A 13,905-nucleotide genomic window follows, 5' to 3' on the forward strand; every position below is an offset into this window, starting at 1 on the left:
TCACGCGAGGTACACAAGTTGGCTAAGTTGGCGCCAGGCCACACGACTTCCTCCGGCGAACCTCGCCGGGTCGCTTGGCCTCCGCCTAATCCGGTGCGGCCTCACGGCGACCGGAGCCGGGGACCCAACCGAAATTTTGGGGTGAATCGGCCCGACTGCCCCACCGGGCAGGGGCCGTAGGGCATACCTTCCGGATCTGTCCGCCCGAACCCGACAGCTAACTCGGTAGGCGGAGCACGGAAGGAGTACGTCTGCCATGGCGCCGGAACGCACCCCGGGCCCTGGAGGCAGCAGCAGCCTCCCCGGCATGCCCAGCTCCGCACCCGCGACAGTGGCCCGCTCCTCGGCGGACCTGTTCCCGCAGAGCCCCGACTCCGCCTCCCTCGCCGGAGGCGACGCTCCGAGCCGCGAAGAGGTCCAGCAGCGGATCAGCTCCCTCTACGACCGGGCCGAGGCCGCGACCGGGAACTACAACGCGACCCGCGCGATGACCACCGGTTCGCGCAGTCGCGTCAACCCGGCCCGGGACGCCGGGCGCAGGGGCGCCGACGCCGCCGGGGCCGACGTGTCGCGGCCCTGGTTCGACGTGGGCCGCGCCCGGCTGGGACCGACCGTGCCGGCCCGGCTGCCGGCCGACCGCACGCCGAAGCGCCCGGCCGAGGCGCTCCCCGCGCCCGCCGCGAAGCGCCTGGAGGGCGGCCCTGCCGCCCGCGCCCTGGAGACCGCGGCTCGCCCCGTGCCGGAGCTGACCGCCGGACCGGGAGCGGGGCCCGTGGCCGCGTTGACCGCAGGACCGGCGACAGGGTCCGTGGCGGAGCCGGCCGCCGGGCGGGCCCTCGCGGCGCTGCCGGCCGGCGGCGGGGCGCGGCAGGAGGCCGTCAAGGCGCTGCCCGCGCCGACCGCCGAGTCCGGCCACTCCTCGCTGAAGCACCGCAAGGAGCAGAACCGGCGCAAGCTCGCACTCGCCCGTGAGCTGCTGTCCCGGCACGTCGTCCAGCAGCGGAGCACCCCGGTCGCGGCGATCGAGGCGCCGCCGGTTCAGGAGGTCTGGCCCACCCCGGAGGAACAGGCCCGTCGCGAGGCCGAGGAGCAGTGGCGGCGTCAGCAGGCGGCGGGCCCGGGCATGGGCGCGTCCCTGAACACGGCCGCGCCCGCGGGCATGAGCGCGTCCGCCGGTTCGGACGCGTCCCTCGGTGCGGGCACGCCCCTCACCCCGGACATGACGTTCACCTCGGGCATGACCTTCGTCCCGGACACGGCGTTCACCCCGGAGACGACGTTCGCCCCGGGCGCGTTCACCCCGGACACCACGTTCGCGTCGGGCATGACGTTCACCTCGGACACGGCCTTCGCGTCGGGCACGGCCTACGCTCCTGAGCTGTCCTACGCACAGGACGTGGCCTACGCTCCCGGCGGGCTCCCAGTACCGGACCTGCTCGGTGCCCCGGACCTGCTCGGTGTCCCGGACCTGCCGTTCCCTCCGGAGCCCCCCGTCGCGTCGGCGACGGCGTACGTCCCCGCCATGGCCGTCGCCCCGGCCCCGTCGGTCGGGTCGGCTCCGTTCGCCCCGTCCGTCGTCCCCGACCCGTCCTTCCTCCCGGCCGCGACGGTCGACGCGGGGATGTCCGCCACCGCGGGCGCGGTCATGGGCGGCGGCGACACGTCGGGCTCGGGGTACGACATGAAGGCCGCCAAGGCGGTGGCCTTCGCCCGTGCCCAGATCGGCAGGCCGTGTGTCTGGGGCGCGGCAGGTCCGGGCTCGTACGACTGCGCGGGCCTCACCCGGGCCGCGTGGACGGTGGCCGGGGTCGCGCTCCCGCGTACCGCGCGCGACCAGGCCACGGCCACCACGCCGGTCCCGCTCACCGACATCCGCGCCGGCGACCTGATCTTCTTCTACGGGGACGTCAGTCACGTCGGCCTGTACATCGGCAACGGCATGATGATCCACGCGCCGAGCCCGGGGGCGTCCATACGCGAGGAGTCGATCTTCTACGCCGGACAGACGGCGATCCACAGCGCCGCGCGGCCCGCGTAAGGGGCCGAGCGGGATCGCGCAGGGCCGGCGTCCCACGGCCGCCGGCGCGGGTGCCGAGGCGGCCGGTACCGCAAGCCCGTCCGACGCCCGTGCCGACCCGGCACGGGCACCGGGCCGCTGCCCAGGGGAGACACGGCGCCGGGCACCCGCCTGGGCCAGGCGCGCGTACCCGTGCGAAGTCGCCCAACGGGTGCACGTGCACGGCTACTTGTCCGGGACGGTCGTGCACGACGCGGTCCCGCTGACCCCATGAGGTCCTGAGGACAGGCGAGTTGAACGCGGAAGCGACCAGCCGCGCCGCGCCGGTGCCTCGTCCCTCGGCGCGCGGTTCCTACGTCGGCCGAGTGACGGCCGCTCGTCCCTGGCGTATGCGACGGCATGCGTGTCGAGGTGCCGGCGCCTGGGCGTCGGCACCGATCCTGGCGCACAACTCGCGCCGGTAGATGCGGCCTTGGCCCGGCCGAGGGCCCAGTCGATCAAGTCCGTTCGGCGTGTACCCGCTCTGTTCGCGGCGTGTTCAGTCCGTGGTCGCCGGTGTGCCCGAAGCTGCGCCGGGAGCGTGAGCGCGCTCCTTGTCTGCCCGACCCCCTGAAAAGAGGACCGGCCACCTTGCGTACGCACTGGCGTAGACAAGCCCCCATCACCGCCGCCGCCCTGATCCTCCTCGCCCTCGGCCTCTCGGGTGCGCCGGCTTCGGCGCAGGACCCGTCCACGGTGCGGATCAACGAGGTCGAGTCGAGCGGCGGCAGCCCCGGCGACTGGATCGAACTCGTCAACACCGGGACCGCCGCGGTCGACGTGTCCGGGTGGATCGTCAAGGACAACGACAACTCCCACTCCTACAAGGTCGGCAAGAAGACGTCCATCGCTCCGGGCGCGTTCCTGGCGCTGGACGTCGAGTCGTCGTTCGGGCTGGGGAGTTCGGACTCCGCGCGACTGTTCCAGACGGACGGTTCCACTCTGGTGGACTCCTACACCTGGACCGATCACGCCAGTACCACGTACGGGCGGTGCGCGGACGGCACCGGCGCGTTCACGACCACGACCGCGTCGACCAAGGGCGCGGCGAACGCCTGCGGCACCACCGGCGGCGGGAGCACCACGTGGCCGGGCGGCACGGCGGTCACCGTCGCCGACGGTTCGAACGTGTTCGGGGAGAACCTCAGCGGCCTGTCCTTCGAGAGCGCGGGCGTGCTCTGGGCGGTGGACAACGGCCCCGGAAAGCTCTACCGGCTCGTGCCCAACGGCGCGACGTGGCGCCCCGACCCGGCCGCCGGCTGGGGATCCGGCAAGGCGCTGCACTACGCGGGCGGCAGCGGTGATCCAGACGCCGAGGGCGTGGTCGTCACCCCCGACGGCATGTTCGTCGCCACCGAGCGCGACAACGGCAACGGCTCCACCAGCATGCCGAAGATCCTGCGCTTCGACACGTCCTCCACCGCCTCCTCGCTGAACGCGACGGCCGAGTGGAACCTCACCTCCGACCTGCCCTCCCTGCCGGCCAACGCCGGGCCCGAGGGCATCTCATGGATCCCGGACACCTTCCTGACCGCACACGGACTGCGCGACGAGCACACCGGCGCCGCCTACGACCCGGCTGGCTACCCCGGCCACGGAAGCGGCCTCTTCTTCACCGGCGTCGAGGACAACGGCACCATCTACGCCTACGCCCTCAGCCAGTCGGGCGGCGGATACACCCGCGTCGCCACCATCACCAGCGGCTTCCCCGGCGTGATGGACCTGGAGTTCGAGCCCGCCACCGGGCACCTGTGGGCGGCCTGCGACGACACCTGCCAGGGCCGGACCTCGACCCTCGACATCAACGCCCAGGGCAAGTTCGCCGTCACCCACACCTATGACCGGCCCACCGGCATGTCCAACTACAACAACGAGGGCTTCGCCCTCGCCCCCCAGTCCGCCTGCGTCTCCGGCCACAAGCCGGTCATGTGGTCCGACGACTCCAACGACGGCGGCCACGCACTGCGCGCCGGCACGCTGAACTGCACCCCCTGACACCATCGGGAAGGGGCGGGGCGCGACAGCCGCTCCCTGCCCCGCCTCCCCTGTCGGACGACCGCGGGGGAGGCGGGGCCCTCCGTACGGGACGTGGGCGTCGTGCCGTCCCCTGGGCCGTCCCCGAAGCAAGTCGGACCGGTTTCAGGCGCGCCGGGCCGTGTCCTCGGCCTGAACGGGCCCACGGGTGTGGGGCGTCCGGCCCGCTGTCGTCGCGAGCTCGCGCAACCGGCGCCAGTTCAGGGGCGGTCGGAGATCGGGCACGCCGGGACGCTTCCTCGGGACCCGGACGCGCAGTGCGCCGGGGGCGACGCGGCAGTGGACCGGGGTGGGCAGCATCAGGGCCTCGCCGTCGACGCCGGCCTCGATCTCCGGTCGGTCCGCGTCGACGACCACCTCGCGGGTGGTGAGGACCGCGAGTCCCTCCGCAGCAGGGTCGAGCACCAGGGCCGCCGCCTCGGCCGCGCTGTCGACCTTGATCCCGAGGACGCCGAGCAGCCCGGAGTCGAGGCGTTCGCGGCGGCCGATCCCGGCCGGATCGTTCGTACGGTAGGGGTTGTTGCTCACCAGCACGGCCTGCGGGGCGTCGAGCGTCACCCCGTCGGTGCGGGCGGTGAGCCGTGCCCCGCGTCGGCGGGTGAGCAGCTCGGGCAGGAGCTCCAGGATGGTGCCGACCTTGTCGTCGCGGTACGCCGGGCTCTGCACGACCGCCGCGTAGGCGCCGAAGGAGGCGTTGTTGACGAACGGATGCTCCGCGGCGAACCCGAGGTCCACGCGGAGTTCGACGCCGTCGGTGAGTGCGTCGAGGCAGCGTGCGGGGTCCTCGCGGTCGAGTCCGAGGTCCATCGCGAAGTGGTTGCGGGTACCCGCGCAGATGACCAGGAACGGCAGACCGTGTTCGGCGGCGACGGCCGCGACGAGGGCCTGGGTCCCGTCACCGCCCGCGACGCCCAGCAGATCGGCGCCGTCGGCGACGGCCGCGCGCGCCAGCTCGGTGACGTCCTGGTGCTCGTCGGGGTCGAGGAGGACGACCCGCGCGCCGAGCCGTTCGGCCTTCTCCACCAGGCCGAACCTCGTCACCTTCCCGCCGCCGGAGCGGGGGTTCATGACCAGGAAGGGGCGGCGCGGGGGCGCCGTCCTGCGTTCCCGTGCCCGCCGAGCGCGGGGGCGGTCGCCGCGCAGCGCGTGACGTCCGCTCCAGACGGCCACGGCCCACAGCAGCAAGGACACCGGCGCGGCCCAGAGCAGGGAGACCGCGAACAGGGCGACGACGGCGGCGGGCGTGGCCACCGCCAGCAGGGCCGCGATCCAGCGCAGCGGGCCGCGCCGGGTCAGCGTCCACCATGCCGCGGCCGCCGTGACGATCACTCCGACCAGCGCGAGCGCGAGCAGCAGTACGCCGCTCAGGCCGCCCTTGGCCAGCGGCAGCAGCACCGCCAGCGCCGCCGCGGCCAGTGCGGCTCTGGCCGCCCATCGTTGTCCGCCGCGGGGCGCGCCGCTCGTGTCCTCGGTCATCGTTCCTCCAGGGATGCACGGATGCGCCGGTGCACGGACACGCCGGTACGCCGACGCGCCGGTGCGGGGATGCGCGAAGGCACGGATCGACGGTGCCCGGGCCGGTGCGGCCCACTCCACCACAGACGGCGCGCGGAGTGATCGAGGACCCGGTACGGGCGCGGGCCGTCACCCGGGAAGGGGATCCGGACGGACCGGTCGGACCGGTCGGACCGGGCGGACCGGGCGGTGGGCGGCAGTCGGCGGTCGGCGAGGCGCCGTCGGTACCCCTCGGGAACGGGTCCGGCACGACTGATGCACGATGGGCGGCGGACCCCGCCGAACACGGGGCCCGGTGCACCCCGCCGTACCGGAGGGAACAGCGGCACCGAGGGACGGCGGCGCGAAGGACAGCGGCACGGAGGGACAGTGGCGATGAGCTCAGACCGGGGCCGGGTCCTGGTCGTCGACGACGACGCGGCGATACGCCGCTCGCTGGAGCGCGGACTGCGGCTCGGCGGATTCACCGTGGACCTGGCCGACGGTGGCCGCCCGGCGCTGGCCGTGGCCCGGACGAGACCACCGGACGTGATCGTGCTGGACATCTCGATGCCGGACCTCGACGGCATCGAGGTGTGCAGGACACTGCGGGGCGAGAACAACGACGTACCCGTGCTGATGCTCTCCGCGCTCGACGAGACCGCCGACCGGATCGCGGGACTCCAGGCCGGCGGCGACGACTATCTCGTCAAACCCTTCGCGTTGCAGGAGCTCGTGCTGCGCCTGGAGGCACTGCTGCGCCGCAGACCGCCGCGCGACACCGACACCGTACGGGTCGGCGGCCTGCTGATGGACCCCGCGGCCCGCCGGGTCAGCCTCGACGGACGGCCGGTGGACCTGACCCGGCGTGAGTTCGAGCTCCTGCACGTCCTCGCGCGCAACGCCGGCCTCGTACTCAGCCGGGACCAACTCCTCGACCGCGTATGGGGATACGACTTCGACGTGCGCACCGACGCGGTGGACACCTTCGTCAGCTACCTGCGCCGCAAACTGGAGTCCCCGGACCGCGCCCGGATCATCCACACCGTACGGGGCGTGGGCTTCGTCCTGCGGGACGACCGGACGGAGGAGGAGCGGTGAGGCTGTCCACGCGGATCGCGCTGGCCGTCGGCGCCACCGTGCCCGTCCTGGTCCTGGCCACCGGCTGGCTGTTGCTGCGGCTGGTCGCGGCGGATCTGCACGACCAGCAGGACGCCCATCTGCGCGAGCGCGCGGCGACCGTGGCCAAGGACGCCCGGGGACTGCTGCGCGCGAGTGCCGCCGACCGCTCGGCCGCGGTCGAACAGGCGCGGCAGCGAAAGCTGTTCACCTCGGCCCTGGACGTCGGCGTCCGCCTGATCGGCCCGGACGAGACCTTCACCGGCGGTCCGCAGCCGGACGCCGGAGCACCGTTGCCTCCGAGCGCGCCGGTCCCGGTCACCCTCCGGGCCGACGGCCACAGCTGGCGGATCCTGTCGACCCGGGTGTCGGGCGGCCGGCCCGGAGTCCGCGGCACGCTCTGGCTGTTCGCGTCGGACACCGCCGCCGACACCCAACTGCGACTGGTCCGGCGGCGCGCGGTGTCCGTCGCGCTCCTCGCGGCGCCGCTGTCGGGACTGCTCGCCTGGGGTGTCGCCGCCCGGGCGAGCCGGCCGCTGCGCCGTCTGCAACGCCGTGCGAGCGGCCTGGACCCGCGGTCCAGCCCGACCCGTCTCGACCACACCCCGACACGTATCGCCGAGGTCGACGACCTCGCGTTCACCCTGCGGACCGTCCTGGCCCGCTATGACGAACAGGCCGCGAGAACGGCCGAGGCACTGGCCACCGCCCGCTCCTTCGCCTCCGCGGCCTCGCACGAACTGCGCACTCCGCTGATGAGCATGCAGACCAATCTGGAGATCCTCACCGGGCATCCGGAACTCGCCGGAGCCGACCGCGACGAGGTGCTGCACGACCTGCGCCGCGAGCACGCCCGGCTGCTGGGCCTCCTGGTGATGCTGCGCGACCTCGGCCGCGGGGACCTTGTCGAGGCCGACGCCTTCGGTCCGGTGGACCTGGCCGACGTCGTCGAGGCGAGCACGGAGGAACAGCGGCGGCGCCACCCGCGCGCACGGCTGTCCGGCCGCTGCGCGCCGGGCCTGCGGGTGTACGGCTGGGAGCCCGGACTGCGGACCGTGGTGGACAACCTCCTCGTCAACGCCCTGGTGCACGGGAGCGGGGAGGGGCGGCCGGCGCAGGTGGAGGTGAGCCTGTGGGCGACCGGCACCGACGTGCTCCTGGTCGTCGACGACCAGGGCCCCGGCATCCCGCCCGACCTGCGCGCGCAGGTCTTCGAGCGCTTCAGACGCCGGCCCGACAGTCCGGGCTCCGGCCTCGGACTCACCCTGGTCGCCCAGCAGATCGCCCTGCACCGGGGCCGTGTCCGGGTCCTGGACCGGCCGGCCGGTCCCGGTACCCGGGTCGAGGTCACGCTGCCGCTCCTCAACGGCGTGGCGGGCGAGGGGAGCACGCTGCCGCTCCGGCGCAACTGGATGATCGAGGCCGCCGACCGGCCACAAGAATTCCACAAGGACGGCTCCTAGTTTCCGCGGTGTGCGGGCAACCGCCCGTGAACACGGAGGAGTTCGTCATGCAAAGCACCAGGAAGACCGTGGTCTCGTTGGTCGCCGTGGGCACGCTGCTCGGCGCCGCGGGTGTCGCCGCGGCGGACACCGCGTCCCCCGCGCCGTCCGGAGCGCCCACGGGCGACGGCGCGGCGGCGCTGTGCCGGCGCGCGCCGAAGACCGACCAGCGGATCGACCGGATCCTCGACCGGCTGCACGGGGACGCGTCCCGGCGCGGTTCCGTCGCCCGCCTCGAACAGCGCGTCGCCAACGCCAAGGCGGCGGGACACACGGAGATCGAGAAGTACCTCAACGACCGGCTCACCTTCCGGCGCTCCCTGATCCCCACCCTGGAGGCACGCCAGAAGGACCTGTCCCAGGTCGAGAAGTGGTGCGACGCCAACGACGACGGGAAGGCGAAGTGAGGGGCGCGCGCCGCGTCGCGCCGGCCGCCGTGGCCGCCGCGGCCGTCCTGCTGCTGGCCGGCTGCGGTCACCACGGGGACACCGGGCAGCCGGCGCCCGCCTCGCCCTCCTCCTCCGCCACGGACCTCGGCCACCTGCGGAAGCTGGTCGACGACGCCGATACGGCGGCGGGCAAGGCGGAGTCGGACATGGCCCGGGAGTGACCGGGGCCGGCTCGGGACCGCCCGCGGGTCCGGGGTCGGCTGCGGCGGTGCGGGTCGGTCCGCGGGCCCGGGAGTGACCACGGCCCCGTGCTCCTCCTCGTCGGCTTCGGCCGGTCGCACCGCGCGTCGCAGGAGGCGCGGGGCGGGGGGGCGGGGGGAGGCCGGATCCGCCGGCGCCCGGACGCGACCGCGCGCCACCGCGGAGGGCCGCCGGGCGGCGCCGGGCCGTGGCGTCGTACCGCGGTCCGGTCGGCACACCCGTCACCGTGACCGGGCACCGTGACCGTCACGGTCACCGGCACCGTCGCGGCTGTCCCGGGCCGCCCCCCGGCCGCCGCGGCATCGGCCGCCGGCGCCGGATCAGGTCAGCGTCCCCGGGCCGGGCGGGGCCCCCGGGGCGGGTGGTGGACCGCCGGGGCGGATCCGGTGGTGGCCGTCGACGGGGTGCGTCGTGCGATGCGGCCGGTGCGGATGCTCGGAGGCGGTGCGTTCGACGATCAGGAGGGCAGCGTCGTCGGAGGGCCGGTCGCCGACGTGGGCGAGGAGGTCGTCGTGGATGTACCGCAGCAGGGCGTCGGGTCCGGCCCCCCGGAACGTGGCCACCCGCTCGGTGAGCGGGTAGAAGGCGCCCGTCGGTGACCGGGCCTCGATGACGCCGTCGGTGTAGAGCAACAGGATGTCGCCCACCTCGAAGGCGAACGGGTCGGTGCGGTGCCGCGCGGCGGGCATCTCACCCAGACCGAGCGGGGGCACCGGGTGCCGGGCGTGCAGGATCTCGATCTTGTCGTCGTGCAGCAGAAGGGGCGAGGGATGACCACAGTTGATCATCTCGACCTGGGTGCCGTGATCGGGGATGTCGAGGACGAGCGCGGTGATGAAGTGTTCGCCGGGATCGTGCTCGGTGTCGGCCACCTCCTCGAGGTCCCGGCACACGCTCGCCTCCAGCGCCGCCGTCAGTTCGGGCAGCGTGGCGTACCGCTGGGCGCCCTCCCGGAACGCGCCGAGCGCCACCGACGCCTCGCCGATCGAGGACATGCCCTTGCCTCGGACGTCCCCGATGACCAACCGGGTGGACGCCTGGGCGGAGCGGGCCACCGCGAAGAGGTCGCCCCCTATCCGGGCCTCGTCCTCGGCCGCCAGATACAGCCAGGCCACCCGCAGCGGCCCGATCCGACGGGGCGGAGGCCGCAGCAGGACACGCTGCGCCGTCTCGGCGACCGAGCGTGACCGGCTCAGCTCAAGTGCTCGCCGCTCGCGTACGTGGCATACGAAGACCACCAGGGCGGAGAGCACGCTGAGGGCGATGATCTGCGCGATGTGGTTGGCCGTGCCCAGGCCGCCGTGCAGCACCGCGATGCACACCTGGGCGGCCACGGCCAGCACACCGACCAGGGCGGTCAGCCGTGGTCCGGCGAGCGAGGCGGTGAGCGCGGGCGCGATGACCAGCAGGGGGCCGAGGTGGACGTCGGCGGGAGAGTGGATGTCCACCACCGTGATCACTACGATCAGCGCGACAGGGATCACCACCAGTCCGCGGCCTGACGGCTGCTCCACGAGGCGGTCCACTGACACGCGCCGGACGCTCACCTCCCCATTTTCCCCCGGACCCGGAGCACCTGCTCCCCGGCGCCGGGCGCGGCGTCGTGCCGGGGAGTCCCGCGCAGGCTTCCGGAGTCTAGGGATGTCCTCAGAAGCAAGGGGTCATAAGTCGCCCTTATGTGGTCATAGATCCAACCCGAGTACTGACTAAGGCATGCCTTAGCTTAGGCTTCCGGGCGAGTCACCCCTGCCCCCTTCGAAGGGAATCTGATCATGCCTCGCCCTCTGCGGGTAGCCATTGTCGGAGCCGGTCCCGCCGGCATCTACGCCGCCGACGCGCTGCTGAAGTCCGCAGTGGCCGTCGAGCCCGGTGTGTCCATCGACCTCTTCGAGCGGATGCCGGCCCCCTTCGGCCTGATCCGCTACGGCGTCGCTCCGGACCATCCGCGGATCAAGGGCATCATCACGGCCCTGCACCAGGTGCTCGACAAGCCGCAGATACGTCTCTTCGGCAATGTCGACTACCCGGGGGACATCAATCTGGACGACCTGCGTGCCTTCTACGACGCGGTGATCTTCTCCACGGGCGCGACGGCGGACCGGGCCCTGGACATACCCGGCATCGGCCTCGACGGCTCGTACGGCGCGGCGGACTTCGTCTCCTGGTACGACGGTCACCCCGACGTGCCGCGGACCTGGCCCCTCGAAGCGGAGAAGGTCGCCGTCCTCGGCGTCGGCAACGTCGCCCTCGACGTCGCGCGCATCCTGGCCAAGACCGCCGACGAACTGCTGCCGACCGAGATCCCGCCGAACGTCCACGAGGGGCTCAAGGCCAACAAGGCGCTGGAGGTGCACGTCTTCGGCCGGCGTGGCCCGGCGCAGGCCAAGTTCAGCCCGATGGAGCTGCGGGAACTGGACCACTCCCCGAACATCGAGGTCATCGTCGACCCCGAGGACATCGACTACGACGAGGGCTCGATCGCCACCCGGCGCGGCAACAAGCAGGCCGACATGGTCGCCAAGACCCTGGAGAACTGGGCCATCCGCGACGTCGGCGACCGGCAGCACAAGCTGTTCCTGCACTTCTTCGAGTCGCCGACCGAGATCCTCGGTGCGGACGGCGAGGTCACCGGCCTGCGCACCGAGCGCACCGTCCTCGACGGCACCGGCAACGTCAAGGGCACCGGCACCTTCAAGGACTGGGACGTCACGGCCGTGTACCGGGCCGTGGGCTACCTGTCCGACAAGCTCCCGAAGCTGCCCTGGGACGTCGAGTCCGGCACGGTCCCGGACGCGGCGGGCCGGGTGATCGAGGAGACCGGCGAGCACCTCCGGTCGACGTACGTCACCGGCTGGATCCGGCGCGGACCGGTGGGCCTGATCGGCCACACCAAGGGCGACGCCAACGAGACCGTCGCGAGCCTGCTCGACGACCACGCGAGCGGCCGACTGCTCACGCCCGCCGCTCCCGAGCCGGAGGCCGTCGACGCGTTCCTGAAGGAGCGCGACGTCCGCTTCACCACGTGGGAGGGCTGGTACCGGCTGGACGCCGCGGAGAAGGCGCTCGGCGAACCGCAGGGCCGCGAGCGGGTGAAGCTCGTCGAGCGCGAGGACATGCTCGGCGCCAGCGGAGCCTGATGCCCCGGCGCTGAACCGTCACCTCCGTGGGGGGTGTCCGTGCCCACCGGACCGGGTGGTACGGACACCCCCCACGGTCGTCGGGTGCCCTCCGGCCCGCACCCGTCCGGATCGGGCGGGTCCGACGTTCCTGGTGAAAGATGTCGGGGGAACTGTCGATGCGGGGGTTCCCCGTTCGACGTACGGGTGAGAGCAGGAAGACCCCACCTGAGGAGTACGACCGTGCCCAAGCTGCGCGTGCACAACCTGACCGTTTCCCTGGACGGCTTCGCCGCGGGGCCGAACCAGTGCCTGGAGCATCCGCTCGGCGAGGGCTTCGCGTCCATGCACACCTGGATGTTCGCCGCGATGCGGGACCACGAGGCGGGCAAGGGCGGCACGGACGTCGAGTACGTGGAGCGCGCCGAGGAGAACATCGGCGCCACGATCATGGGCCGCAACATGTTCGGGCCGCACCGCGGCCCCTGGCAGGACGAGTCGTGGCGCGGCTGGTGGGGCGACAACCCGCCGTACCACAACGACGTGTTCGTGCACACGCACCACCCGCGGCCTTCGCTGACGATGGAGGGCGGGACCTCCTTCCACTTCACCGACGAGCCCGTCACCACGGTCCTGGAGCGCGCCTTCGAGGCGGCGGCGGGCCGGGACGTGCGCCTCGGCGGCGGCGCGGCCACGGTCCAGCAGTACCTTCGCGCCGGCCTCGTCGACGAACTGCACCTGGCCATCGTTCCCCGGCTCGTCGGGCGGGGAGAGCGCCTGCTCGACCACCTGGGGGACGGGATCGACGGCTACCGCGTCGCCGAACTCGTGAGCTCACCGGCCGCCACCCATGCCCGGCTGCTGCGCCGCTGACGCGACATGACCCCGACGCGGGGAGCGGGGCGTCGGGGATGCCCGGGACGCGGTTCCACCTCCGTGCGTACGGCCCGGCGGGCATCCGGCGTCGGTGCGTGTGATCCGCGTCGCGCGGCCGCGCCACGGCTCAGGAATCCGGGGTTCCCCTCACCCGGCTGAGCCCCGTCGCGCGGTCGAGCTGGGGCCCTTCGGTCTCCGATATCGGTACGCGCGGTCGCGCGGTCGAGCCGGGGCCTCGGTCTCCGGTATCCGTACGCGCGGTCGCGCCATGGTGCCGGGTCCCCGTGAGCCCTCACTCCGCGTCGGCCGGCGTCGTTCCGGGTGCCGGTGTGCGGGGGCCCGGCGCGCCCGCCCGCAGACCGTCCATCACGAGGTCCAGCAGACGTGCGGCGCGCGGCTGCCAGTCCCCGTGCGCGTCCATCTGCCAGAGGCCGGCGATCGCGAGGACGAAGTCGTCGGGGGTCACCCCGGGGCGGATGGTGCCCGCCCGCTCGTTGGCGTCGAGCAGGAGCGAGACGGCCGAGGAGACCGCGCCGTGCCCCAGCCTGGTCAGGGTGCCCCGGGTCACGGTGGACGCGCGCAACGCCTCGGCCAGGCCCGCCTTGGCCATGGCGTACTGCGCGAGGCGGTCCATCCACTCCCGCAGGGCCCGGTCCGGGGCGCGGGTCTCCAGCAGCTGGGCCGCGGTGTCGGCGAGCTGCTGCACCTCGTAGCGGTAGACCTCCAGGACCAGCGCCTCGCGGTTGGGGAAGTTCCGGTAGAACGTGCCCTGTCCCACGCCCGCCTTCTTGGCGATCGCGCTGAGCGGAGTGTCCGAGGAGCGGGTCAGTTCCGCCAGGGCCACTTCGAGGATGCGCTCGCGGTTGCGCTGCGCGTCCGAACGCAGCGGGGCGTCCCTCTTCTGCTGCACTCGTCCCCCTTCCGGAAGCCATGGCACTCGTGGCGGAGGCCGGCCCTTGATAAGTGGACAGCTGTCCGCTAAGTTCGGAGCTAGTGGACAGCTGTCCACTTAGGTTCACCATAGCGCGAGATCCGGCCACCGTGGACTGTTCGGTGCC

Annotated in this window: 11 protein-coding genes and 1 riboswitch; of the genes, 8 read left to right on the forward strand and 3 right to left on the reverse strand. The window is 73.3% G+C overall.

Going from position 1 to position 13,905, the window contains the following annotated elements; all coding sequences use genetic code 11:
* Positions 1–72 precede the first annotated feature (72 nt).
* A riboswitch (cyclic di-AMP (ydaO/yuaA leader) is annotated at positions 73–248 on the forward strand.
* A gap of 59 nt (positions 249–307) precedes the next feature.
* Together ACFV2J_RS08185 and ACFV2J_RS08190 are read left to right on the forward strand one after the other, a co-directional pair.
* Complete coding sequence (locus ACFV2J_RS08185) at positions 308–2,038, forward strand: C40 family peptidase (protein WP_385437747.1); 1,731 nt, start codon at positions 308–310, stop codon at positions 2,036–2,038.
* 609 nt (positions 2,039–2,647) lie between these two features.
* Complete coding sequence (locus ACFV2J_RS08190; protein WP_385093786.1) at positions 2,648–4,051, forward strand: lamin tail domain-containing protein; 1,404 nt, start codon at positions 2,648–2,650, stop codon at positions 4,049–4,051.
* Positions 4,052–4,195: 144 nt separating this feature from the next.
* Here the strand turns inward: ACFV2J_RS08190 and ACFV2J_RS08195 are convergent, their stop codons facing one another.
* Positions 4,196–5,566: a diacylglycerol/lipid kinase family protein gene (locus tag ACFV2J_RS08195; RefSeq protein WP_385437750.1), complete on the reverse strand. Its 1,371-nt coding sequence runs from the start codon at positions 5,564–5,566 to the stop codon at positions 4,196–4,198.
* Between the two features lie 414 nt (positions 5,567–5,980).
* Between ACFV2J_RS08195 and ACFV2J_RS08200 the strand changes: the two genes are divergently transcribed.
* The 4 genes from ACFV2J_RS08200 to ACFV2J_RS08215 are packed head-to-tail and all read left to right on the forward strand — an operon-like array spanning position 5,981 to position 8,815.
* A complete protein-coding gene (locus ACFV2J_RS08200; protein ID WP_385093781.1) occupies positions 5,981–6,685 on the forward strand; it encodes a response regulator transcription factor in 705 nt (234 codons plus the stop codon).
* Positions 6,682–8,166 carry a sensor histidine kinase gene (locus ACFV2J_RS08205; RefSeq protein ID WP_385437752.1) on the forward strand — a complete coding sequence of 495 codons (1,485 nt, stop codon included), beginning with the start codon at positions 6,682–6,684 and terminating at the stop codon, positions 8,164–8,166. The genes ACFV2J_RS08200 and ACFV2J_RS08205 overlap by 4 nt, the downstream gene beginning before the upstream one ends.
* 47 nt (positions 8,167–8,213) lie before the next feature.
* Positions 8,214–8,612 carry a hypothetical protein gene (locus ACFV2J_RS08210; protein ID WP_385437754.1) on the forward strand — a complete coding sequence of 133 codons (399 nt, stop codon included), beginning with the start codon at positions 8,214–8,216 and terminating at the stop codon, positions 8,610–8,612.
* The gene (locus ACFV2J_RS08215) at positions 8,609–8,815 is read left to right on the forward strand and encodes a hypothetical protein (protein WP_385086712.1); all 207 of its coding nucleotides are present in this window, start codon (positions 8,609–8,611) and stop codon (positions 8,813–8,815) included. The genes ACFV2J_RS08210 and ACFV2J_RS08215 overlap by 4 nt, the downstream gene beginning before the upstream one ends.
* A gap of 360 nt (positions 8,816–9,175) precedes the next feature.
* On the opposite strand, the gene ACFV2J_RS08220 is transcribed toward ACFV2J_RS08215, so the two are convergent.
* Entirely contained in the window at positions 9,176–10,381 is a 1,206-nt protein-coding gene (locus ACFV2J_RS08220) for a PP2C family protein-serine/threonine phosphatase (protein WP_385086754.1), read from the reverse strand.
* Positions 10,382–10,627: 246 nt separating this feature from the next.
* Here ACFV2J_RS08220 and ACFV2J_RS08225 point away from each other — a divergent pair, with 246 nt between their 5' ends.
* Both ACFV2J_RS08225 and ACFV2J_RS08230 read left to right on the forward strand, forming a co-directional pair.
* Positions 10,628–11,992, forward strand: coding sequence for an FAD-dependent oxidoreductase (locus ACFV2J_RS08225; RefSeq protein WP_385086715.1), 1,365 nt, complete (start codon positions 10,628–10,630; stop codon positions 11,990–11,992).
* A 222-nt stretch (positions 11,993–12,214) separates the two neighbouring features.
* Positions 12,215–12,844 carry a dihydrofolate reductase family protein gene (locus ACFV2J_RS08230; protein WP_385086718.1) on the forward strand — a complete coding sequence of 210 codons (630 nt, stop codon included), beginning with the start codon at positions 12,215–12,217 and terminating at the stop codon, positions 12,842–12,844.
* Positions 12,845–13,139: 295 nt separating this feature from the next.
* On the opposite strand, the gene ACFV2J_RS08235 is transcribed toward ACFV2J_RS08230, so the two are convergent.
* Positions 13,140–13,757 (reverse strand): TetR/AcrR family transcriptional regulator, encoded by a 618-nt coding sequence (locus tag ACFV2J_RS08235; RefSeq protein ID WP_385086721.1) that lies wholly within the window; start codon positions 13,755–13,757, stop codon positions 13,140–13,142.
* Between the last annotated feature and the right edge of the window lie 148 nt (positions 13,758–13,905).

Source organism: Streptomyces sp. NPDC059668 (assembly GCF_042734135.1).
Taxonomy (GTDB): Bacteria; Actinomycetota; Actinomycetes; order Streptomycetales; family Streptomycetaceae; genus Streptomyces.

Bases quoted from the DNA above. Each gene is read 5' to 3' on its own strand.
- ACFV2J_RS08210 (WP_385437754.1), top strand. From the start codon at position 8,214: ATGCAAAGCACCAGGAAGACCGTGGTCTCGTTGGTCGCCGTGGGCACG.
- ACFV2J_RS08195 (WP_385437750.1), bottom strand. From the start codon at position 5,566: ATGACCGAGGACACGAGCGGCGCGCCCCGCGGCGGACAACGATGGGCG.
- ACFV2J_RS08225 (WP_385086715.1), top strand. From the start codon at position 10,628: ATGCCTCGCCCTCTGCGGGTAGCCATTGTCGGAGCCGGTCCCGCCGGC.
- ACFV2J_RS08185 (WP_385437747.1), top strand. From the start codon at position 308: ATGCCCAGCTCCGCACCCGCGACAGTGGCCCGCTCCTCGGCGGACCTG.
- ACFV2J_RS08200 (WP_385093781.1), top strand. From the start codon at position 5,981: ATGAGCTCAGACCGGGGCCGGGTCCTGGTCGTCGACGACGACGCGGCG.